This is a genomic window from Streptomyces sp. LZ34 (assembly GCF_053890475.1).
The window spans coordinates 5,909,888-5,932,123 of the sequence record NZ_CM132680.1 but is presented as its reverse complement, the minus strand read 5'-3'; the positions used below and the strand labels follow the sequence as shown (position 1 = coordinate 5,932,123).

The window sequence follows — 22,236 nt, the reverse complement described above, 5'->3', positions numbered from 1 at the left end:
TGGTGGTGTGATCCTAGGAGGGCGGATTGATCTACGCAATGGATCAGCACGAGCGGTTCGGTTTTCGTGGAGTTTAATGCGTTCAAAGTCGAAAGCCCTGCTCGTCCGCCTCGTCCTGGATCCGGCGGACCACCGCGATATGGCCGTTCAGTGTCCGCTTGGCCAGCATTTCGCGCACGGGGACACGGATGTCGAACTCGCTGTTCACCCTGCGGATGAGCCGGGTGATCAGCAGGGAGTCGCCGCCCTGAGCGAAGAAGTCGGCGTCCGCCGGGACATTGTCACGGCCGAGCAGTTCCGCCCAGAGCCGTGTCACTCCCTCCGCCGGGTCGACCGGGGCCTGGCTCTCGGGTTCCGGCTCCTCGCTCCGCTGCTCCGGCAACGGCGCGAGAACCGGAGCCGGGGAGCGGCTGGGGTCCGTCGCGGGCGGGGCGAGCGCTTCCGGGGCCACCGAGCGCGGTCCGGAGAAGGGGTAGCCGGGCAGCCTGGTCCTGCGGCCACCGTCCGTCAGCCCGTCCGGCGTGATCGGCTGCCCCAGGGTCCACAGGGCGCCGACACCGCCGAGCGCGGTCGACCCCGGTGCGTCCCTGCCCTGGTCCAGTGCGACCACGGGGAAACCGGCCGCCTCCGCCAGCGGTGAGAGGGGACGCCCCGGACCGATCTCCACGGCCAGGGCGCCCGGCAGGTGTTCGGCAAGCGAGTCGAGGGCGGCGCCGAACAGCACGGACTGCCGGACCTGCGTGACGAACATGTCGCGCGGGAGGGCGGTACCGGCCGCGACGACCCGACCGGACACATTGAGCGCGATCGGAAGGGTCGACGGCCGGAGTTCGATCCGCGCCATCGCGTGGGTGAGCGCGGGCAGCGCGGGCTCGATCAGCCGGGAGTGGCCCGCGTGGGTGTAGCGCAGGCGCCGTACGAAGAAGGTGTCGCCGATCCGCCGCAGGTAGTCCCCCACCTCCTTGACCGGCCCTCCCAGCACGCAGGAGTCCGGGCCGTTGACCGCGGCCACGTCGAGGCCGAGACCCCACTCCTCGGCGAGTGCGAGGGCCCGCTTCACATCCGCCCCGATGGCCAGCATGGCGCCCTCCGGGCAGTCCTGCATGGCCGCGCCGCGCGCCGCTATGAACGCGGCCGCGTCCTCCAGGCCGAAGATTCCGGCGACAGCGGCCGCGGTGATCTCGCCGGAACTGTGTCCGCACACCGCGGCCGGCCGGACCCCCAGGTCCACAAGTGCGGTCGCCGCCGCGTGGCCGACGGCGAAGAGGGCCGGCTGCGCCAGTCCGGGCCGGTTCAGCTCGGCGGCGGGGAAGGCGGCGTCGAACAGCGCCTGCCGGATCCGCTCCGCGAGCGGGGAGGCGAAAGCCGCGAGGCACCGGTCGAGCGCCCGGCGGAACCCGGGGAGAGCGGTGAAGGGCTCGGCCATGGCCGGGCGTTGAGTGCCCCCGCCGGGAAAGAGAAAGACCACCGGGGCGGGGCCCGTCACCGGCGCGGTGCCCCGGGACACCCCGGACCGGCCGGCGAGGCGCTCGGCGACCTCGGCGCTCGTCCGGCCCGTGACCGCGAGGCGTTCGCCCAGGGCCAGGCGGCCGTTGACCAGCGTGTCGCAGACCTCGCCGAGATCCGGGTCGTGGGTCCTGAGGTGGGCCACCAGACCGTCGACCACGCGGCCGAGCGCCTGGGGGTCCGCCGCGGACAGGAGCACCAGGCGCTCGCGCGGCGCCCGTCCCTCGGGGGCGGGGGCGGGGGCGGGAGCGGAGGCGGAGGCAGGGGCAGGGGCGGCCGGCTCGCGCGGCGGTGCCTGCTCGATCACGACATGCGCGTTGGTGCCGCCGATCCCGAACGCGCTCACCCCGGCACGCCGTGGGCGCTCCCCGGTCCAGGGGACGGCCTCAGTGGGCAGGTACAGGGGGCAGTCCTCGGTCTCCAGCAGGGGGTTGCGCGCGGTGAACCCCGCGACGGGCGGGATCACCCCGCTGCGCACCACGAGCAGGGCTCTGATCAGTGCGGCGACTCCCGCGGCGGCGTCCAGGTGACCGATACTGGCCTTCAAAGCGCCCACCGCCACACTGCCCTGCCGGGCTCCCGCCCTGCGCAGCGCGGCGCCGGCCGCCGTCCACTCGATCGGGTCTCCGATCCGGGTGCCGGTGCCGTGGGCCTCCAGATAGCCGATGGACCCGCCGTCGACCTCGGCCGCGCTCAGCGCCGCGGCGATGACCCGCTCCTGCCCCGCAGCGGACGGCGCGTAGTAACCGGCCTTCGCGTTCCCGTCGTTGTTGATCGCGGTGCCCAGGATGACGCCGTACGGCACGGGATCGTCCTCGGTGATGTCCGACAGACGGCGCAGCACCACGGCACCCGCGCCGGACCCGGCGATCACCCCGTCCGCACGCCGGTCGAACGGCCGGCATGTACCCGTGGCGGACAGCACGCCGCCCGGCTGGTGCAGATGACCTGCCTGGGGGTAGCCGAACCCGGCGCCCACCACCAGGGCCTGGTCGCAGTCTCCGCTGAGCAGCCCCTGCACCGCCAGGTGCACGCCCACCAGCGAGGAGGAGCAGGCCGTCTGCACGGCGAAGGCCGGTCCGTTCAGGCCGAGTTTGTAGGCCACGCGGCTCGCCATGAAGTCCGGCTCGCTGCCGTGGATCAGGTCGTCGAGCAGGCCCGGATCGACGCTTCCGCGGCGGACCATCGCGCGCATGTACTCGCTGCCCGTCATGGACGCGTAGACGCTGGTCACCCGCGTTTCGTCGCGGACCGGAGCCCCCGCGTCCTCCAGGGCGTTCCAGGCCACCTCCAGCATCCAGCGGTGCTGAGGGTCCATCAGTTCGGCCTCGCGCCGGCGGATCTGGAAGAAATCGTGGTCGAAGCGGTCCCAGCCGTCGAGATGACCGCGTACGGGCACATAGTCGGGGTCGGCGGCCAACGCGGCGGGCACTCCGGCCGCGATTAGCTCCTCCCGCGTGTATCTCCTGCTGTGCACGCTCCCGCGGAGCTGGGAATCCCACCAGTCGTCGATTCCACGGGGCCCGGGGAACCGCGCCGCCATACCGATGACCGCGATGTCCAAGGAACGATCCCGACTCGTCACAACGTCCCCCATCATGCGGTTGGAAACGGATATTCCGGCTGATGTCGCGCTGATGTCGCGCTGATGTCGCGTGAAATGAAAACGGTCGTCGACAGTAGGCGGGGTCGGGTTTCTCGGACCCCCTGCGATCATGGCACAGCTCACCGTCCTGGAACGAGGGATCGGCCGCGGTCACATTCATGACGAAGTCAGGCTCAACCCTTTTGTGAAAAGAAAAACGAGGCTGGCAGGAAGCGATCAGACATGGCAACGTCGTACGCGCCTGATGATGTGCTCGCAAACCCTCGTTGTCCGGGATCGCGAAGGGAGTCGACGTGTTGCGGTCGAATGCCGCGTGGGCTGCAGAAGTCGCTGGGGAATCACCAGGAGAAGGACTGCATGACGTCTTCGCCGCACAGGCGCGCGCTCAGCCGCGGCGCACAGCCCTGATCGCCCGGGACGCCCGGGTTTCGTACGGTGAATTGGACGCCCGCGCCGAGCGGTTGGCCGGCCGGCTCGCCGCCGCCGGTGTCGAGCAGGGTCATCTCGTCCCGATCCTGCTGCCGCGCTCCGTCGACCTGGTCGTCACGCTGCTGGCCGTTCTCAAACTCGGCGCCGCATACGCGCTGCTCGATCCCGACTGGCCGCGGCCCCGTCTGGACGCGGTGGTCGAGCAGCTCCGGCCGCCCCTCGTCGTCGCCCGGCCGGGCGCGGTGGCGGAACTGTCCGCGGCGCTGTGGACACCGGCCGAGGACGGTACGGGGGAGGGCCCCGCCCGCGCCGCGGTGGCGGTACGGGGCTCCGACGCGTGCTGTGTGTTCTTCACCTCGGGCACCACCGGACGGCCCAAAGGAGTGATCACCCCGCACCGGGCGACGGCACGGCTCTTCCGGGCAGGTACCTTCGCGCGTTTCGACCGGGATACGGTCATTCCCCTCGCGGCGGCGCTGCCGTGGGACGCCTTCTCCCTCGAACTCTGGGCCGCGCTGTACCACGGCGGCACCTGCGTCCTGACCGGCGAGCCGTTCCTGACGGCCGAGGCCCTGCGCGCGATGGTCGCCGACCACGGGGTGAACACGGTGTGGCTGACCAGCAGCCTGTTCAACCTGATGGTCGATGAGGACCTGACGGCGATGAGCGGCCTGTCCCAGGTCATGATCGGCGGTGAACGCCTGTCCGTGCGGCACGTCGGCCGCTTCCTCGACCGGTTCCCCGACACGGCCCTGATCAACGGCTATGGCCCGGTCGAGAGCACGGTGTTCACCACCACGCACCGCGTCACCGCCGCGGACTGCGCCCGGCCCGGCGGCATCCCGCTGGGGCGGGAGGTGCCCGGCACCTCCGTTTTCGTCCTCCAGGGCAGCCGCCGCTGCGCGGCCGGGGAGCCGGGGGAGATCTGCGTCGCGGGCGACGGCCTGGCCCGCGGCTACCTCGGTGAACCGGCCCTGACCGCCGAGAAGTTCACGGAAGTCGACATCGACGGTGAGCGGGTCCGGCTGTACCGCACCGGGGACCTGGGCACCCGGGACGAGAACGGGACCGTCGAGTTCCGCGGGCGGATCGACCGGCAGGTGAAGATCCGGGGCAACCGCGTCGAACCGGCCGAGGTGGAGCGGCAGATCGAGCGCCTGGTCCCGTACGTCGCCGACTGCCGGGTGGTCCCCCGGTGGAATGAACTCGGCGGCGCCTTCGAACTGGTGGCTTTCTGCGTGCCGTGCCGGGCCGGTGACGGCGCACCGCCGGACATACCGGCGATCCTCGCCCGCCATCTGCCCGCCTACCAGCGCCCCGTCGACGTCGTCTTCGTCGACTCCTTCCCGCTGACCGGCAGAGGCAAGCTGGACGATCGGGCCCTGCTGGCGAGCGTGCCCAAGGCGTCCGTCGAGAGCCACCACGGCCCCATCGGCGACCCGTTCGTCCGCCTGGTGGCCGAGGCGTTCGCGGCCGTGCTGGGCAGCCGGGCCGTGCCACCGCATACGTCTTTCTTCGAGCTGGGAGGCTCCTCGCTGCAGGCCGCTCGAGCCTGCACCCGGATCGGCAAGCGGGCGGGGCGGCCGGTTCCGCTGTCGAGCCTCTACGAGCACGCGTCGGCCGAACGCCTCGGATCCTGGCTGCGGTCGGCGCGGGGCACGGACGCCGTACCGCCGCAGGGCGCGGACGCACTACCGCCGCCGACCGGTGACATCCCGCTGACCCCCATGGAGCTGGTGTTCCTCACCCGCCATCTGGCGGCGCCGCAGGACCGGTCCGGATACTGCCTGATGACGTGGCAGCTGCACGGCCGGCTCGACCAGGACGCCCTGGAGGCGGCCGTCGCCGCCGTCCACGAGCGGCACCAGGTGCTGCGCACGGCCTTCCGGGTGGATCCCCGGCCCCATGCCGAGGTCACCGACATCTGTGCCCCGCCCTTGGAGCTCCTGGACGCCCGGCCGACCGTCGACGAGGCGGTCGGCGCGCTGCGGCGGCTCTTCGAGGAGCCCCTGGAACCCCAGGACGCCGACCTGTGGCGCACCGCGCTGGTGCCGGTGACCGGGACACGGGGCTGGCTGTTCGGGCTGCTGGTCCACCACATCGGCTTCGACGGCCGGTCGGAATCCGTCCTGGCGCGTGATCTGTCCGACGCCTATGCCGGATGTGAGCCGCGCCCCGCCCCGCCCACCCTGGCCGAGCGGGTCCGGCTGACGACGGCGGCGATCGCCGTGACGGACTTGGCGGGGCGGACGGAGCGGGTACGGGAGGAGTTCCAGGACGTGCCCCCGATCCGCTGGCCCGAAGGGCCCGGCCCCGGGGAGACCGGGACGGGACACCTGGACGTGTCCGTTCCCGCGGCCGTGACGGCGCGCCTCGACGCACGGGGCGCCGCGCTCGGCGTGAGCCGGTTCGTGGTGCTCCTGTCGGCCTGGGCGGACATCATGGCCGAGGCATGCGGGCAGCGGGACTTCGCGGTGGGAGTGCCCGTCGCCGAGCGCACCGTTCCGGAGCTGGAGCAGGCCATCGGCTGCCTGATCAACATGGTGCCGGTGCGCCTGCGCGGCGCCGCGGTGGGCGGTGGCGAGGACGGTATCCGGGAGACCGGCAGACTGGTCCACCGGGCCTTCAGCCGCAGCGATATCCCCTTCACGGCCGTCGCGCAGGGAGTCGGGACGACGACGCCCGGCCGGCCCCCGGTGTTCCAGTCCCTTTTCGCCCTCCAGGACAACGCTCCGCCCCGGCTCGACCTGCCCGGTGTCGTCGCCGCGTATCTGCGCCAGCCGTACGCCGCCCTTCCCCTGGAGCTGCACCTCGAGGTGTGGCCAGACGAAAACAGCGCCGGCGCGCTCGACGTGGTGCTCTCGTTCCGGCGTGACGCCGTCGCCGAGGCCACCGCACTGAAGCTGCTCGAGGGTTTCCACGACCGTCTTGCTCTGATCGCCGCGGGAGCTGCGTCATGACCGACATCACCTTCACCCCTGCCGACGTTGTCGACCCGGAGCTGCACGCCTCCGGCGAGGTGTACCGGCTGTGGCGCTGGATGAGACAGCACGCCCCGGTCCACTGGCACGAACCGGGCGATTTGCCGGGCTTCTGGTCGCTCACCCGGTACGACGACATACGGCAGGTGTACCAGAACCCGGCCGTCTTCAGTTCGGCGCAGGGCGTCCTGCTGCGGCCGACGGATCTGGGGGAGGACCCCGGCAGCGGTCTGACCATGGCCCTGACCGATCCGCCCAGGCACCGTGCCCTGCGCGGGCAGGTGGCCGACCGGTTCAGCGAACGGTGCGCCCGTTCCCTGGCGGGCGAGATGCGCGCCGAGATCCGCTCGGTGGTGACGCGCGCTGTCGAGTCGGGCACCTGCGATGTGGTCCACGACATCGGAGCCCGGCTCTCCAGCCACAACATCGGCAGGCTGCTCGGTGTGGCGCCGGAGGACCGCGAGCGGCTGCTGACCTGGACCACGGAGGCGTTCGAGTCCGGCAAACCCCTCACCAGCCACCTGGAGCTGATGCGCTGTTTCATCGACATGATGTACGCGCGGATGGAGGAGCCCGCGGACGACGCGATGGGCATGTTCGTCAACAACGAGGTGCAGGGCGAGCTGTTGACGGAGACCGAGATCCTGCTGAGCTGCGAGAACCTGGTCGGAGCCGCGGAGAACGCGGGTCTGTCGATGGCCTCGGGGATCCTTGCTCTCGCCGCACATCCGCAGGCGTGGCAGCGGCTCGTACGGGAGCGGGACGGCGAACTCGTCAGGACCGCGGCGGAGGAGGTGCTGCGGTGGACGAGCAGCGCCACGCACAGCATGCGGACGGCCACGGCGGACACGGTCGTCCAAGGCCGGCGCATCGCCGCCGGGGACCGGGTCGTGCTGTGGATCCCCTCGGCCAACCGGGACGAGTCGGTGTTCCCGGAACCCGAACGGTTCGACCTCGGCCGGCAGCCCAACCGCCATCTGGCCCTGGGCACGGGCGAGCACGTCTGTATCGGGAGCACCATGGCCCGCCATCAGATGCGGATGCTCCTGGAGACGCTTGCGGAGCTGGTCGCCGTCATCGAACCGGCCGGAGACGTGAAGCCACTGCGTTCGATCGCGGTGAACGGACCGGCGCACGCCGCCGTGCGCCTCGTCCCCCGCTGAGCGAGGCGGGTTTCACAGCGCCCCTGACTGCGTATTCGCCCGCTTTTGCCGAACGTAAGACGGAAAGATCCCAGCACATCCGCCATAATCGCCCGCCATACCCAGCGGCGGAAAATCACGAGCCTGTACCGCAAACAGACTTGAAGTGTTATTGTCGGAGTCTCGCGAATACCCCGTGGGTGTCGCCCGCGTCTGAGCTCCAGTAAGCAAGTCATCTGATTTTCGAACGCGAAGTATCTGAAATTGGGGACTCCAGGTGAAGACCGCCTTTTTTATCGAGAGCAACATGTTGGACTACGGCCCCGAAGGCATGCGGCTCACCAAGGAAAAGGGTTATCGAACTCATTTCGTCGCCCGCGATCCGTCGGAGTACGCGAAGTTCTCTCCGAACCCGGTCAGCATTGCCGATGCCCACAGCGTGGTCGACACCCATGACCTGGTGAAGCTCATGCATTTCTTCACCGACCACGCGCCGGACGCCGTGATCGCGTTCGACGACTACCGGCTGGTGCAGGCAGCCGTGATCGCGGAGCGGCTCGGCCTGCCACATGCCCCGGTGGACGGCTTGCTCAACTGTCACTTCAAGGACCGTTCCCGCAACTTGACGAAGGGCATTGGACGCTCCGTGGCGGCCGCACGCGTGCCGCTGGACGAGCCGGGCGACGCGTCTCCACTCGGGTACCCGTGTGTGGTGAAACCTGTGGACGACAGTGGCAGTACCGGGGTCCGGGTCTGTTCGTCCGACGACGAGTACCGCGCGGCTCTGCGTACCATCGCCGCCCACCCGGTCAACCTCCGCGGCTACCGCCGCGCACCGTACGCCCTGGTGGAAGAGTTCATCGACGGACCGGAATTCACGGCCGAGCTGATATGGGACGACCGCACCGACGGCTGGCGGTTTCTCGGATTCACCAAGAAGCTGATGGCCGAGCTCCCCTTCCGGGTCGAGCTCGGGGCCATGTTTCCGTACCATTTCGGGACGGCCGAGGAGGATGCTCGCATCGTGCGGGTGGTCGTCGACTGGCTCGCCGCGGTGGGACACCGCCGGGGAGCCGCCCATGTCGAGTTCAAGATCGTCGATGGCGTGCCGGCGCTGATCGAGATCAATCCGAGGCTGGGCGGCGACCAGATCCGGGAGCTGATGCGGCGCACCATCGGGGATGATGTCATCGACTTGTATACGCGTCTGTATCTGGGCCTTCCCCCCGGCGAACCGGTCGGCGACGTCCGCGGCGGCTATGCGACAAGCCTCTATCTGACGCCCCGGCGCACCGGACTGATCACGTCCGTGACGCCCCCGCCCGAACTGCCTGCCGGAATCCTCCGTGCCACCTTCACCTCGGGACCCATGCAGAACAACGGAGTGGTCGACAACGGCGACCGCCTCGGCCATGCCATCTCCTGGGCCGATGAATTCGATGCCTCACTGGCCGTCGCAGAGGCATACCTTTCCCGGGTGGAGGTCGAGTACGCCTGACTCGGCGTGAACGGGAAACCGCCGAAAAATCGGACGGCAAGGAATTAGCTGAGGGGGATTCTTGCTGCATGACTCTATTGTGGACTGTATCGGCAGCACCCCGATGGTCCACTTGAGACGCCTCTTCCCGACGGGACCGCAGGTATTCGCCAAACTCGAAATGCTCAATCCTGCGGGAAGTGTCAAGGACCGTACCGCGCGGCACATCATCGAGACCGGCATGCGCGAGGGCCTATTGCGTCCCGGGGCGCATATCGTCGAGAGCACTTCCGGGAATTTCGGTGTCGCGCTGGCCATGATGTCCCGGATCCACGGCCTGCGCCTCACCCTGGTGGTCGATCCGCACATCACATCCAGCAACCATGCGATTCTGAAAAGCTACGGTGCGCAAGTCGAGATGGTTGACGGTGCGGCAACCGGAGGCAGCTACTTGCCCGCGCGTATCGCGCGGGTGAAAGACATACTGGCCGCCGATCCCGCGGCAGTCTGGATCAACCAGTATGCCAACTCCCTGGGGCCTGAAGCGCATTACCGGAGCACCGCGGAGGAAATAGTCGAGGACCTGCCGGGCGACCCTGACTATCTGGTGGTCGCGGTGAGCACAACTGGCACGTTGAACGGCCTGGCACGCCGGCTGAAGGAGTGCTACGAAGGGCTCCAGGTGATCGCCGTGGATGCCGTCGGATCGGTGGTGTTCGGCAATCCTCCTGGACCGCGCCGACTTCCCGGGATCGGCTCGAGCCGGGTGCCCGAGCTGCTCGACGAGAGCCTGGTCGACCGTGTCGTCGAGGTGACGGACGAGGAATCGATCGAGGCCTGCCATGACTTGTTGTCCAAAGAGGCGATTTTCGCCGGCGGGTCCTCCGGATCGGTCATCGCAGCCATCCGGAAAATCATCCCTTCCCTAGGCCCCGAATCCTCCGTCGTCACTCTCTTCCCCGACCGAGGAGACCGGTACATCGACCTGGTCTACGGCGTGGCAACGTCCGAGGGCCTGCTCGCCGGGACATCGGCCGAAGACGGCGAGTCCCTGGTCGGCGCGAAGGCGGGTTCATGACCGCCCCGACGTGGCGGCGACATGGTGGCCGACACGGAGTCCTCGGCCGGAGCCGGACATCGAAGAAACCGGAGGCGAAGTGATGACTGACCAGACTGCCGCTCGGGCTGACGGGCTGCGCCCTCCGCGCAGCCTCATCTCCCTGCACGACCTGACACCTGAGGAGTTGCGGACGCTCGTCCGTCGCTCCTGCGCCTGGTACGAGAACAGACGCCCCAAGGAGCGCCCTCTGCAGGATCTTGTGGTGGGCACGCTGTTCAGCCACACCTCGACGCGTACCCGGACGGCTTTCACCAGCGGTGCGATACGGCTCGGCGGTACCGTCATCGCCTACGGGCGGAACGACCTGCAACTCGCCACGGGTGAGTCGCTGTCGGACACCGGCCGCATCCTGGGGGGAATGCTCGACGCCCTGGTCGTGAGGAGTTCTGTCGGTGAGGATGATCTGCGCGAGCTCGCCGACGCAGCCTCGATACCCGTCATCAACGCGATGGTGCGCGAAGAACACCCGACCCAGGGCCTCACGGACATCGCCCTCCTCTCCCATCGCTTCGGTTCGCTGCGGGGGCTCCAACTCGTCTATTTCGGCGAGGGGAACAACACGGCCGCGGCCCTTGCACACGGCCTGGCACTGGTCCCCGGAGCCGCCCTGACCCTGGCGACGCCCGCCGGGTACGGGCTCGACCCCGCGGTCCTCGTTCGAGCCCAGCAGACGGCGAAGGAGTGGGGCAGCAAGGTCGTCGAGGTGCACCGGGTCGACGATATCGACGGCGACGCGGACGTCGTCTACACGACTCAATGGCAGACCACCGGGACCAGCAAGAGTGATCCGGACTGGCGGACGGCATTCACGCCGTTCGCCGTCGACGAGCGTCTGATGGCGCGGTGGCCGGATGCCTTCTTCATGCACGACTTGCCGGCCCGCCGGGGCGAGGAAGTCACGAGTGGGGTACTCGACGGGCCCCGGTCGCTGGCCTGGGACCAGGCGCAGATGAAGCTGGCCAGTGCGATGGCCGTACTCGATTGGTGCCTGACCTAGCGCCGCATCAAACAACGTCCGGGCGCGTTGCACTCACCGCTTGAGCCGCTTACGCACCCGCCTGATCCTGGGGGGACCCATGCCACTCGCCGCCCTGAGACGCGTCGCCCGGGAAACCGTCTCCGGCCTGCCCCGGGAGTTCTGGTGGCTGTGGACCAGCACCCTCGTGAACCGGCTCGGCGCCTTCGTCGCCACGTTCATGGCCCTCTACCTCACGCTCGACCGCGGGTATTCGGCTTCGTACGCCGGTCTCGTCGCCTCCCTGCACGGGCTCGGCGGGGTCGTGTCCGCGCTGGGGAGTGGGGTGATGGCCGACCGGCTCGGCAGGCGGCCCACCCTTCTCATCGCCCAGTCCGCCACCGCCGGCTCCATCGCGCTGCTCGGCTTCATGCGCGACCCCGTGGCCATCGCCGCCGTCGCCTTCCTCGTCGGCATGGCCTCCAACGCCTCCCGGCCCGCCATGCAGGCGATGATCGCCGACATCGTCAGGCCCCAGGACCGGGTGCGGGCTTTCTCGCTGCACTTCTGGGCCGTCAACCTCGGCTTCGCCTTCGCCTCAATGGCCGCTGGGTTCATCGCCGAGTCCAGCTATCTCGCCGGGTTCCTCATCGAGGCGGGGATGACGCTGGCGTGCGCGGTCGTCGTCCTCCTCAAGGTGCCCGAGTCCCGGCCCATGCCCAAGGCCGAACAGACAGAGGACGGAGTCAGCCTCGGGACCGTGCTGCGGGACGGGCGGTACATGGCCGCCGTCGGACTGTCCTTCGTCCTCGCCGTCCTCTTCCAGCAGGGCAACGTCGGACTCCCGATCGCCATGGGCCGCGCCGGGTTCACGCCCGCCGACTACGGCCTGGTCATCGCCGTCAACGGCGTCCTGATCGTTGTCCTGCAGATCCCGGTCACGCGCTTCATCGAGCACCGCGATCCGCGCGCATTGATGATCGTCTGCTCGCTCCTCGCGGGGTACGGTTTCGGACTCACCGCCTTCGCCGGGTCGGTCGGCGTCTTCGCGCTCACCGTCTGCGTGTGGACGCTCGCCGAGATCGGCTCCACGCCGACGCAGAGCGTGCTCCTCGTCCGGCTCTCACCCGCTCAGGGGCGTGGACGCTACCAAGGCATGAACACCCTGGCGTGGTCGGCCGCCGCCCTGATCGCCCCGCTCATGTCCGGCACCGTCATCGACCACTTCGGCCCGGAGTGGCTGTGGGGGTTGTGCGCGGTCGTGGGGACCTTGACGGGGATCGGGTACGGCGTCCTGTTGCGGCGACTGCCGGAGGAACCCACGCCGGCCGCGGCGGTTCCGGACGAGGCCGGGCAAGGTCAGGGCCACACCAAGCAGTACGGCTGATGCCCCGCCTCGTGCAGCCGGTGGCTGAAGTCCTGCCACTCGTGCAGCAGCCGGTAGACCGTGAAGGCGTCGCGGGGGCCGCCGCGGTCGGGGACGGTGGACCAGATGAAGGCGGCGGCACCGACCGCTTCCTCGCCGACGCCGCGGAGCGGGTCGACGGCGGTCATGGGGAGCCTGACCACGGCGTAGTCGGGGTGGAGGACGACGAGTTCGAGCGGGGGCACCCTGTGGAGGGGGACGCCTTCGATGCCGGTGAGGACCATCGCGGCCACCGTCTCCGGCTTGATCTTGGTGAACATGCCATGGCCGAGCTCGTCGCCGCCGAGCTCCTCGGGGCGCATGGAGATGGGGACCCGGGCGGCGGTCGCGCCGTCGGGCGCGCCGAAGTACTTGTACGTCACCCCCATACGGCCGCTCCCGCTTCTGCGTGCGCCGCTCGCGTCCCCGCGCCTATGGCGTCCAGGGCGGGCGCGCTCGGGACCTCGATCGTCGGTCCCTTCACCCAGTTCGCCACCGCGATGCATATCTCCACCCGACCACTCGCGGCACCTGCCGCGCAACCCGATCATCGTGTCAGAGACCTCCCCCGCGCCAGTCGCGTGAAACGCCCGGCGGCAGTTCTTAGTCAGCCTCTGACAACATGGCGTGCGTGAGCTATTCGTACGCAGCACCAGTTTCGCAGACGCTTTTCGATCGCGCGGCCGTCGTGACGCCTGGCGGCGTGAATTCTCCCGTGCGGGCGTTCCGCGCCGTGGGTGGTACGCCCCGCTTCATGGTGTCCGGTACCGGTCCGTACCTCACCGATGCCGACGGGCGGGAGTACGTCGACCTCGTGTGTTCATGGGGACCGATGATCCTCGGCCATGCGCACCCCGAGGTCACGGCGGCGGTGCAGGCGGCCGTGGCGCGGGGGACCTCGTTCGGGACGCCGGGGGAGGGGGAGGTCGCGCTCGCCGAGGAGATCGTGGCGCGGGTCGGGCCCGTGGACCAGGTGCGCCTGGTCTCCTCGGGGACCGAGGCGACGATGTCGGCGATCCGGCTGGCGCGCGGGTTCACCGGGCGGGCGAAGGTGATCAAGTTCGCGGGCTGCTACCACGGGCATGTGGACGCGCTGCTCGCCGCGGCGGGGTCCGGGGTGGCCACCTTCGGGCTGCCGGACACGCCGGGGGTGACGGGCGCGCAGGCCGGGGAGACCGTGGTGCTGCCGTACAACGACCTGGACGCGGTGCGGGCCGCCTTCGCCGCGCACCCGGACGAGATCGCGTGTGTGATCACCGAGGCGTCGCCGGGCAACATGGGCGTGGTGCCGCCGCTGCCGGGGTTCAACGCGGGGCTGAAGGAGCTGTGCGCCGAGCACGGCGCGCTGTACATCTCGGACGAGGTCATGACCGGCTTCCGGGTCTCGAAGGCCGGGTGGTACGGGATCGACGGGGTCGAGCCCGACCTGATGACCTTCGGCAAGGTCATGGGCGGCGGCTTCCCGGCCGCGGCGTTCGGCGGGCGCGCGGATGTCATGGCGCGGCTCGCCCCGGCCGGCCCCGTCTACCAGGCGGGCACCCTGTCCGGGAACCCGGTCGCCACGGCGGCGGGCCTGGCGCAGCTGCGGCTGCTGGACGAGGCGGCGTACGCGGTGGTGGACGCGGCGTCCGCGCGGCTGCGGGCGCTGGTGACGGAGGCGCTGGCCAAGGAGGGGGTCGAGCACCGGGTGCAGGCCGCCGGAAACATGTTCTCGGTGTTCTTCACCGGGGGCGAGGTCACCGACTACGAGAAGGCCAAGGCGCAGCAGGCGTACCGGTTCACGGGCTTCTTCCACTCGATGCTGTCCCAGGGCGTCTACCTCCCGCCGTCCGCCTTCGAGTCGTGGTTCCTGTCCACGGCGCATGACGAGCGGGCGCTGGAGCGGGTGGCGGAGGCTTTGCCGGGGGCGGCGCGGGCCGCCGCCGAGGCGACTGAATGATGGGCCCTATGACCCCTATGACGAAGAGCGACAACGAGATCACCGTCGTGCATGTGATGCGGCACGGCGAGGTGGAGAACCCCAAGGGTGTGCTGTACGGGCGGCTGCCCGGGTACCACCTCTCGGACCTCGGCCGCCGGATGGCCGACCGGGTCGCCGAGCACCTGGCCGAGCGCGACATCACCCATGTCGTGGCCTCGCCGCTGGAGCGGGCGCAGGAGACGGCGGCGCCGATCGCCAAGGCACACGGTCTGGACGTGGGCACCGACCAGCGGCTGATCGAGGCGGCGAACGTCTTCCAGGGGAAGACCTTCGGCGTGGGCGACGGCGCGCTGCGCAGACCGGCCAACTGGAAGTACCTCACCAACCCCTTTCGCCCCTCCTGGGGCGAGCCCTACATCGACCAGGTCGTGCGGATGATGGCGGCCGTCGGCGTGGCGCGGGACGCCGCGCGCGGGCACGAGGCGGTCTGCGTCAGCCATCAGCTGCCGATCTGGATCGTGCGCAGCTTCGTGGAGCGGCGGCGGCTGTGGCACGACCCGCGCAAGCGGCAGTGCACCCTGGCCAGCCTCACCACCTTCACCTATCGCGGCGACAAGATCGTCTCGGTCGGCTACAGCGAGCCGGCCCGCGATCTGGTCCCGGCGCATCTGCTCGCGGGCGCCAAGCCGGTGAAGGGCGCCCCGGCGCCCTCCAAGGGGTACGGCGCATAACCGGCGTGTAATGGAACGGAGACAGCGCGTCGACCATTCAATTCGGTGGCGCTGATTCGGGAACCTCAGTATTCGCTTCGCCATCTCAACGGGCGTCCGCGGGACCTGGCGGGCGTCGGACGCCGGTTACGGCGAGAGCGAATTGAGGACACGATGCGGGAGATCAGCCGGAGGGGGATTCTCGGTCTGGGAGCGGGAGCGGTGGCGTCGCTGGCCGTCGCCGGCTGCTCCTCGTCATCGGGTTCCGGCTTCACACCCCGGCCGGGCAGGACGACGCAGGCGCGGCCGACGCTCCGGCCGATCGGTGACGGCTCGACCGCGCACTCCGGGAAGCAGCCGCACCAGCCGCCCGCGCCGGAGCGGCTGGAGCCGGGTCAGAAGCCGCCGCAGTTCGTGGTCTTCTCCTGGGACGGGGCGGGGGAGGTCGGCAACGGCCTCTTCCCGCGGTTCCGCAAGCTCGCCAAGGACCACGGCGCGGCCATGACCTTCTTCCTCTCCGGGCTGTACTGCCTGCCGGAGTCGAAGAAGAGCCTGTACCGGCCGCCGAACAACCCGGTCGGCGCCTCCGACATCGGCTATCTCACCGATGACCACGTCCGGATGACCTTGGAGAACGTGCGCGAGGCGTGGCTGGAGGGCCATGAGATAGGCACCCACTTCAACGGCCACTTCTGCAGCGGGACCGGCACGGTCGCCAACTGGACGCCCGCGCAGTGGCGGTCCGAGATCGACCAGGCTGTGTCCTTTGTCACAAAGTGGCGGACGAACACCGGCTTCAAGGACCTCGAGCCGCTGCCCTTCGACTACCGCAAGGAGCTCGTCGGCGGCCGCACCCCGTGTCTGCTCGGCCAGGACAACCTGCTGCCGACCGCCCGGGAGCTCGGCTGGCGCTATGACGCGAGCTCGCCCGGCGGCACTCAGGTGTGGCCGACGAAGAAGCAGGGCATCTGGGACTTCCCGCTGCAGCAAATACCCTTCCCCGGGCATTCCTTCGAAGTCCTGTCGATGGACTACAACATCCTGGCCAACCAGTCCCGGAATTCGACGAATGCCCCGCCGGCCAACTACCCGGGCTGGCGCCGGCAGGCATCCCAGGCGTACATAGCCGGATTCCAGCGGGCCTACGAGTCGAACCGCGCTCCCTTCTTCATCGGCAATCACTTCGAGAAGTGGAACGGCGGCATTTATATGGACGCCGTCGAGGAGGCGTTCAAGCACATCGCGGACGAAAAGCGGAAGGATGTCCGGCTGGTGTCCTTCCGGCAGCTCACGGACTGGATGGACGCCCAGGACCCCCAGGTCCTCGCGCACCTGCGCACGCTCGGCGTGGGTCAGCAGTGGAGCGCCGCGGCCGCCTGAGCGGGCGAGCCGGCGAGGCCGGGAACGGGGCCGAGGGGGGTGCCGAAGATCCCCGAAAGGCGCATGCGAAACTTTTCACATGAGTGCCTGCCGCGCCCCTCGGCGCCTCGCGACCCGCCGTCGCGCAACCGTGCTGGCCACCGGAGCCGCGGTTGCCGCGCTGACTCTGTCCGCCTGTGGCGCGGGCGGCACGTCGGGCGGCTCCAGCGACACCAAGTTCATCCAGGGCAAGGGCGGCGTGGACACCGTCGCCAAGGGCGACCGCAAGCACGCCCCCGAGCTGACGGGCAAGACCCTCGACGGCGGCAAGCTCGATCTCGCCGACTACAAGGGCAAGATCGTCGTGATCAATGTCTGGGGCTCGTGGTGCACGCCCTGCCGGGCCGAGGCGCCCAACCTCGTCAAGGTCGCGAAGGACACCGAGGCGGACGGGGTGCGGTTCGTGGGGATCAACACCCGTGACCCGGACCCCGCCAACGCGATCCAGTTCGAGAAGGAATTCAAGGTCGACTACCCGAGCCTGTACGACCCGATCGGCAAGCTCATGCTGCGCTTCCCCAAGGGCAGCCTCAATCCGCAGGCCATCCCCACGACCATCGTCCTGGACCGGGAAGGCCGGATCGCGGCGCGCGCGCTCACCCCGCTCAGCGAGGAGAGCCTGCGCAAGATGCTCAAGCCGCTGATCGAGGAGAAGTGACGCCGTGAGCATCCTGGCCGCCGCCGTCCCCGGCGCCAATGAGACCGTCCTGAACGGGGCGCTGCTGCTGGCGCTGCCGGTCGCCGTCTTCGGCGGCCTGGTCTCCTTCTTCTCCCCCTGCGTCCTGCCGCTGGTGCCCGGCTATATGTCGTATGTCACAGGCGTCACCGGTACGGATCTGGGCGAGGCCAAGCGCGGCCGGATGCTGGCTGGCGCCTCCCTCTTCGTGCTCGGCTTCACGGCCGTCTTCGTCTCCGCCGGTGCGCTCTTCGGCAACTTCGGCTGGACGCTGCAGGAGCACAAGGAAACCCTCTCCAAGGTGCTCGGGGTCATCACGATCGTCATGGGCCTCGCTTTCATGGGGATGCTGAAGGGCTTCGGGCAGCGGGAGTTCCGCTTCCATATGAAGCCCGGGATGGGCCTGGTGGGCGCGCCGTTGCTGGGCGCCCTGTTCGGCGTGGGCTGGACCCCGTGCCTGGGCCCCACGCTCTCCGCCGTCAACGTCCTGGCGATGCAACAGGCGAGCGCGGGGCGCGGTGCCCTGCTGATGGTCGCGTACTGCCTCGGTCTCGGGCTGCCGTTCATCGCCGTGGCCATCGCCTACCGGCGCATGCTCGGCGCGTTCGGCTGGGTCAAGCGGCACTACGTCTGGGTGATGCGGATCGGCGGCGGCATGCTGGTCGCCCTCGGGGTGCTGCTGCTCACAGGTATCTGGGACAGCATGATGGGCGAGATGCAGGCCTGGGCCTTGCGCTTCAACGTTGGGATCTGATCGATGTCCACCACCGATACCGACACCGCCACCGGCAGCGCCGCCGAGGACAACGCCGCCGAGGACAACGCCGCCGAACCCGCCGACGAGCGCGAGCTCGGCGCGGCGGGGGCGCAGCTGTCCACGGCCCCCGCCGAGGAGATCAGCGTCCCCTCGATGGGGCCGATCGGCTGGGCCCGGTGGTTCTGGCGGCAGCTGACCTCGATGCGGGTGGCGCTGCTGCTGCTCTTCCTGCTGTCGCTCGGCGCGATCCCCGGGTCGCTGGTCCCGCAGACGGGCATCGACCCGGTCAAGGTGCAGAACTTCAAGCAGCAGCACGAGACGCTCGCGCCGATCTACGAGAAGCTGGGGCTCTTCCAGGTCTACAGCTCGGTGTGGTTCTCGGCGATCTACATCCTCCTGTTCGTCTCGCTGATCGGCTGCATCATCCCGCGCACCTGGCAGTTCACCGGCCAGCTGCGCAGCCGCCCGCCGGGCGCCCCGCGCCGGCTGACCCGGCTGCCCGCGTACACCACCTGGCGGACCGACGCCGAGCCGGAGCGGGTGCTGGAGGCCGCCCAGCGGATCATGAAGCGGCGCCGCTTCCGGACCCATACGGTCGGTGACGCGGTGGCCTCCGAGAAGGGCTATCTGCGCGAGGCGGGCAACCTCCTGTTCCATATCGCGCTGATCGTGATGCTGGTGGCCTTCGCCGTCGGGCAGCTGTACAAGGCCGAGGGCGGCAAGCTGATCGTCGAGGGCGACGGCTTCTCCAACAACCTGACGCAGTACGACGACTTCAAGTCCGGCACCCTCTTCGACAAGAACCACCTCGCTCCCTTCGGCTTCCAGCTGGACCGCTTCACGGCGACCTACGAGCGCAGCGGCCCGCAGAAGCGCACCCCCCGCACCTTCCGCGCCGATGTCACCTACTGGGAGGGCGCGGACGGCAAGGAACACAAGACCTCGATCAAGGTCAATGAGCCCCTGGAGGTCGCGGGCTCCAAGGTCTACCTGCTCGGCCACGGCTACGCCCCGATCGTCACGGTCCGCGACGGGCAGGGCAAGGTCGCGTTCCGCGGCGCCGTGGCCTCGCTGCCGATCGACGGGGTCAACCTCACCGAGAACGTGGTGATCAAGGTCCCGGACTACCGCGACAAGAACAACAAGAAGGACCAGATCGGCTTCCAGGGCCAGTTCGTGCCGACCCTCGACCTGAGCACGGGCACGATGTTCTCCCAGTTCCCGGCGCTGGACAATCCGGCGCTCATCCTGACCGCCTACCGCGGCAGCCTGGGTGTCGACGGCGGGGTCCCGCAGAACGTCTACCAGCTCGACACGTCGCGGATGAAGCAGTTCAAGGAGTCCGACGGGTCGGCCTTCGCGAAGGCGCTCAAGGTGGGCGACTCCATGAAGCTCCCGAACGGCGCCGGGACCCTGAAGTTCGAGGGCATCAAGACCTGGGCCACCTTCCAGATCTCCACCCGCCCGGGCAACGACTACGCGCTCGTGGGCGCCGTCGCCGCGCTGATCGGCCTCGCCGCCTCCCTGTTCATCCAGCGCCGCCGGGTGTGGGTCCGCGCGGTGACCGGAGCCGACGGCGTCACCGTCATCGAGATGGCGGGGCTCGGCCGCAGCGAGTCCGCCAAACTTCCCGAAGAACTCGCCGACCTCGCCGTGGCCCTTCAGTCCGAGGCCCCGCCCGCGCCGGACCCCGAGACCGACACCGCACAACCCGCTGATCCTGCCGAAGGAGCGCGCGCGTGAACCTCGCTGCCGAAACCAACGAGAGCCTGGCCCATTTCAGCAATGTGCTGATCTACTCGGCCATGGCGGTCTACACCCTCGCCTTCCTCGCCCATATCGCCGAGTGGGTGTTCGGCAGCCGCAGCGCCGTCGGCCGCACCGCCGCCGCCATCACCGCCGACTCCACCGCCTCCGCCTCGTCCAGGGCCTCCGTGCGGGTCGCCCAGGGCGGCGGCACCGCCGTCCTCGAACGCCCCAAGATCGTCACCCGCTCGGCCGCGGGCACCCGCGACGTCCCCGACGGGCCCGGCGCCGCGGGCGGCACCGAACAGGGCGATCTGTACGGCCGGATCGCCGTCGGCCTCACCGTGCTCGCCTTCCTGATGCACGCCGGCGCCGTGCTGACCCGCGCCCTGTCCGTACAGCGCGCCCCCTGGGGCAACATGTACGAGTTCTCCACGACCTTCGCCATGGTCGCGGTCGGTGCGTATCTCACCCTCCTCGTGCTGAAGAAGAACGTGCGCTGGATCGGGCTCCCCCTGGTCACCACGGTCCTCCTCGACCTCGGTCTCGCTGTCTCTGTCCTTTACACCGACAGCGCCCAGTTGGTTCCCGCCCTCCACTCGTACTGGCTGTGGATCCACGTCAGCTGCGCGATCATCTCCGGCGCCTGCCTCTACATCGGCGCCGTCTCCACGCTGCTCTACCTCTTCCGCGACCGGCACGAGGAGAAGCTCGCCAAGGGCGAGCAGCCCGGCCGCTTCGCGTCCGTCCTGGAGCGGCTGCCCGCGGCCGGCACCCTCGACAAGTTCGCGTACCGCATCAACGCCACGATCTTCCCGCTGTGGACCTTCACGATCATCGCGGGCGCGATCTGGGCCGAGGCCGCCTGGGGCCGCTACTGGGGCTGGGACCCCAAGGAGGTCTGGTCCTTCATCACCTGGGTCGCCTACGCCTGCTACCTGCACGCCCGCGCCACCGCCGGCTGGAAGGGCCGCAAGGCCGCCTACCTCGCGCTGATCGCCTTCGGCTGCTACCTCTTCAACTACTACGGCGTCAACATCTTCATCAGCGGCAAGCACTCCTACGCCGACGTCTGAACCGCCGTCGCCCATATGGGTGAAAGCCAGATGCCCCCCGATCCAGACCGGGGGGCATCTTCACTTCGGTGACTCGTCAGGCGACTGTGAGCTCGGCGGATCAGCATACGGAGCGTGACCAGGGGGAGTGGTGCGATATGGATGAGTTTCTGGTGGAATTCTGCCGAAGTGGGATATTCGGTCCTCTGGTTTTGGGAATGTCACCACCGGACGTGGTGCAACGGATCGGGGAGCCCAGAAGAATCAAGAACGGGCAGGGCGATGATTGCTTCCAGCGGTACCGCTACTGTCCGGTTGAACTCAGCAAGAGCCGCTACTCTCCGCTTGAACTCAGTATGAGGTGTTTCAGTAGGGGATCCAGGACCCGGCGTGGGGCTGGACTGGACCTTGTACTCGCCGGCATCAGCCTCACATTCAGCGGCGATGAACCGCTGATCCTGCCTGAGGCGATCACGCGGAGGCCCATTGCGTCTGCCGCATCGCTGCAGCTGGCGGAAGCACACCGCCTCCTCGCAGAGCGCGGCGTCGAAATGACCCGCGACCACGAACAAGTGCTGAGGCGGCCCCTCAACGAAGCGCTCGTCAGGGTGGTCAGCGATAGGGACGGGTTCGTGTCGCAGATGGGCCTCGGCTGGTGGCCCAGGCCCGGCGGCTGGTTCTACTCCGAAGAGAACGAGGCGGGAAGCTGGGTAAGTGGTCCCCCCGGGCCGTAGCGCCAGCGCGGGGACCTCGCCCTGAGGGACCTCGACCTCGCGTCTCAAGTGACCCGTCCGACGGCGCCCTTGCCGATGGCCTTCAGCACGGGCGGGGCGGCGCTTCCGAGTAGGTACAAGGCGCGATTCGCGGTCATGGCGGGCCCACCGGCCCGTACGCCTCTTCGTGTCGCCCTTGAGGGTTATTCGTTCGCGTCCCCCGAACCCTCGTTGTTCTTGCGGCGCAGCTCTTCCTCGCGGCGGCGCAGGTCCGCCTCCCAGTCCTTGAGCAGCTCCTCGTCCTTCTTGGGCTCCTCCTCGTTCTCCTCGCGGAGGGACTTGAGGAACTCGGGGTTGTCGTCCGGGGCGATCCACTGCTGCCGAGGCCCGGGCGAGGAACCGCGGCCGCCGGCGGCGCCCGCGACCGCGGTCCGGTTCTTGCCCGCCACCAGCCAGGCGATCGGGCCGATCAGCACCTCGCCGAAGAGCAGCACGATGATCACCCAGACCACCTTGGGGAGGTGGCGCACTTCCTCTTCGGGCGTGTTCAGGCAGTCGATGAAGGCGTAGATCCACAGCGCCAGGATGAGCAGGAAGGGCAGATACCTGAGCATGATG

At 69.3% G+C, this 22,236-nt stretch carries 17 protein-coding genes; 14 read left to right on the top strand and 3 right to left on the bottom strand.

What is annotated here, in order from left to right; all coding sequences use genetic code 11:
* Positions 1 to 82: 82 nt before the first annotated feature.
* Positions 83 to 3,070: a type I polyketide synthase gene (locus ACWY4P_RS23875; RefSeq protein WP_456212574.1), complete on the bottom strand. Its 2,988-nt coding sequence runs from the start codon at positions 3,068 to 3,070 to the stop codon at positions 83 to 85.
* 335 nt (positions 3,071 to 3,405) lie between these two features.
* Here ACWY4P_RS23875 and ACWY4P_RS23870 point away from each other — a divergent pair, with 335 nt between their 5' ends.
* The 6 genes from ACWY4P_RS23870 (at position 3,406) to ACWY4P_RS23845 (ending at position 12,603) form a co-directional block, all read left to right on the top strand.
* Positions 3,406 to 6,501: an amino acid adenylation domain-containing protein gene (locus ACWY4P_RS23870; protein WP_456212573.1), complete on the top strand. Its 3,096-nt coding sequence runs from the start codon at positions 3,406 to 3,408 to the stop codon at positions 6,499 to 6,501.
* Positions 6,498 to 7,685, top strand: coding sequence for a cytochrome P450 (locus ACWY4P_RS23865; RefSeq protein WP_456212572.1), 1,188 nt, complete (start codon positions 6,498 to 6,500; stop codon positions 7,683 to 7,685). The genes ACWY4P_RS23870 and ACWY4P_RS23865 overlap by 4 nt, the downstream gene beginning before the upstream one ends.
* A gap of 256 nt (positions 7,686 to 7,941) precedes the next feature.
* Positions 7,942 to 9,162, top strand: a complete 1,221-nt coding sequence (locus ACWY4P_RS23860) for an ATP-grasp domain-containing protein (protein ID WP_456212571.1) — start codon at positions 7,942 to 7,944, stop codon at positions 9,160 to 9,162.
* 61 nt (positions 9,163 to 9,223) lie between these two features.
* Entirely contained in the window at positions 9,224 to 10,219 is a 996-nt protein-coding gene (gene sbnA, locus ACWY4P_RS23855) for a 2,3-diaminopropionate biosynthesis protein SbnA (protein ID WP_456212570.1), read from the top strand.
* 82 nt (positions 10,220 to 10,301) lie between these two features.
* Positions 10,302 to 11,258: an ornithine carbamoyltransferase gene (locus tag ACWY4P_RS23850; RefSeq protein ID WP_456212569.1), complete on the top strand. Its 957-nt coding sequence runs from the start codon at positions 10,302 to 10,304 to the stop codon at positions 11,256 to 11,258.
* 79 nt (positions 11,259 to 11,337) lie between these two features.
* Complete coding sequence (locus tag ACWY4P_RS23845) at positions 11,338 to 12,603, top strand: MDR family MFS transporter (protein WP_456212568.1); 1,266 nt, start codon at positions 11,338 to 11,340, stop codon at positions 12,601 to 12,603.
* On the opposite strand, the gene ACWY4P_RS23840 is transcribed toward ACWY4P_RS23845, so the two are convergent.
* Positions 12,576 to 13,127: a hypothetical protein gene (locus ACWY4P_RS23840; protein ID WP_456212567.1), complete on the bottom strand. Its 552-nt coding sequence runs from the start codon at positions 13,125 to 13,127 to the stop codon at positions 12,576 to 12,578. The genes ACWY4P_RS23845 and ACWY4P_RS23840 overlap by 28 nt on opposite strands.
* A gap of 116 nt (positions 13,128 to 13,243) precedes the next feature.
* Between ACWY4P_RS23840 and hemL the strand changes: the two genes are divergently transcribed.
* The 8 genes from hemL (at position 13,244) to ACWY4P_RS23800 (ending at position 21,639) form a co-directional block, all read left to right on the top strand.
* The gene (hemL, locus tag ACWY4P_RS23835; RefSeq protein WP_456212566.1) at positions 13,244 to 14,560 is read left to right on the top strand and encodes a glutamate-1-semialdehyde 2,1-aminomutase; all 1,317 of its coding nucleotides are present in this window, start codon (positions 13,244 to 13,246) and stop codon (positions 14,558 to 14,560) included.
* A gap of 17 nt (positions 14,561 to 14,577) precedes the next feature.
* Positions 14,578 to 15,273 (top strand): histidine phosphatase family protein, encoded by a 696-nt coding sequence (locus ACWY4P_RS23830; RefSeq protein WP_456213033.1) that lies wholly within the window; start codon positions 14,578 to 14,580, stop codon positions 15,271 to 15,273.
* Between the two features lie 153 nt (positions 15,274 to 15,426).
* A complete protein-coding gene (locus ACWY4P_RS23825; RefSeq protein ID WP_456212565.1) occupies positions 15,427 to 16,632 on the top strand; it encodes a hypothetical protein in 1,206 nt (401 codons plus the stop codon).
* Between the two features lie 79 nt (positions 16,633 to 16,711).
* A complete protein-coding gene (locus ACWY4P_RS23820) occupies positions 16,712 to 17,329 on the top strand; it encodes a TlpA family protein disulfide reductase (RefSeq protein WP_456212564.1) in 618 nt (205 codons plus the stop codon).
* A gap of 4 nt (positions 17,330 to 17,333) precedes the next feature.
* The gene (locus tag ACWY4P_RS23815; RefSeq protein ID WP_456212563.1) at positions 17,334 to 18,101 is read left to right on the top strand and encodes a cytochrome c biogenesis CcdA family protein; all 768 of its coding nucleotides are present in this window, start codon (positions 17,334 to 17,336) and stop codon (positions 18,099 to 18,101) included.
* Between the two features lie 3 nt (positions 18,102 to 18,104).
* On the top strand, positions 18,105 to 19,847 hold the full coding sequence (gene resB / locus ACWY4P_RS23810) for a cytochrome c biogenesis protein ResB (RefSeq protein ID WP_456212562.1): 1,743 nt from the start codon (positions 18,105 to 18,107) through the stop codon (positions 19,845 to 19,847).
* On the top strand, positions 19,844 to 20,926 hold the full coding sequence (ccsB, locus tag ACWY4P_RS23805) for a c-type cytochrome biogenesis protein CcsB (RefSeq protein WP_456212561.1): 1,083 nt from the start codon (positions 19,844 to 19,846) through the stop codon (positions 20,924 to 20,926). Before resB ends, ccsB begins: the two co-directional genes overlap by 4 nt.
* Before the next feature lie 137 nt (positions 20,927 to 21,063).
* Entirely contained in the window at positions 21,064 to 21,639 is a 576-nt protein-coding gene (locus ACWY4P_RS23800) for a hypothetical protein (RefSeq protein WP_456212560.1), read from the top strand.
* A 182-nt stretch (positions 21,640 to 21,821) separates the two neighbouring features.
* On the opposite strand, the gene ACWY4P_RS23795 is transcribed toward ACWY4P_RS23800, so the two are convergent.
* A complete protein-coding gene (locus ACWY4P_RS23795) occupies positions 21,822 to 22,232 on the bottom strand; it encodes a PLD nuclease N-terminal domain-containing protein (RefSeq protein WP_456212559.1) in 411 nt (136 codons plus the stop codon).
* Positions 22,233 to 22,236: the final 4 nt, after the last annotated feature.

What these genes read in the sequence shown, in the direction of transcription:
- ACWY4P_RS23850 (WP_456212569.1), top strand. Translation starts at nt 10,302, where the DNA reads ATGACTGACCAGACTGCCGCTCGGGCTGACGGGCTGCGCCCTCCGCGC.
- ACWY4P_RS23820 (WP_456212564.1), top strand. Translation starts at nt 16,712, where the DNA reads ATGAGTGCCTGCCGCGCCCCTCGGCGCCTCGCGACCCGCCGTCGCGCA.
- hemL (WP_456212566.1), top strand. Translation starts at nt 13,244, where the DNA reads ATGGCGTGCGTGAGCTATTCGTACGCAGCACCAGTTTCGCAGACGCTT.
- resB (WP_456212562.1), top strand. Translation starts at nt 18,105, where the DNA reads ATGTCCACCACCGATACCGACACCGCCACCGGCAGCGCCGCCGAGGAC.
- ACWY4P_RS23845 (WP_456212568.1), top strand. Translation starts at nt 11,338, where the DNA reads ATGCCACTCGCCGCCCTGAGACGCGTCGCCCGGGAAACCGTCTCCGGC.
- ACWY4P_RS23830 (WP_456213033.1), top strand. Translation starts at nt 14,578, where the DNA reads ATGACGAAGAGCGACAACGAGATCACCGTCGTGCATGTGATGCGGCAC.
- ACWY4P_RS23825 (WP_456212565.1), top strand. Translation starts at nt 15,427, where the DNA reads ATGCGGGAGATCAGCCGGAGGGGGATTCTCGGTCTGGGAGCGGGAGCG.
- ACWY4P_RS23800 (WP_456212560.1), top strand. Translation starts at nt 21,064, where the DNA reads ATGGATGAGTTTCTGGTGGAATTCTGCCGAAGTGGGATATTCGGTCCT.
- ACWY4P_RS23865 (WP_456212572.1), top strand. Translation starts at nt 6,498, where the DNA reads ATGACCGACATCACCTTCACCCCTGCCGACGTTGTCGACCCGGAGCTG.
- ACWY4P_RS23795 (WP_456212559.1), bottom strand. Translation starts at nt 22,232, where the DNA reads ATGCTCAGGTATCTGCCCTTCCTGCTCATCCTGGCGCTGTGGATCTAC.
- ACWY4P_RS23840 (WP_456212567.1), bottom strand. Translation starts at nt 13,127, where the DNA reads ATGCATCGCGGTGGCGAACTGGGTGAAGGGACCGACGATCGAGGTCCC.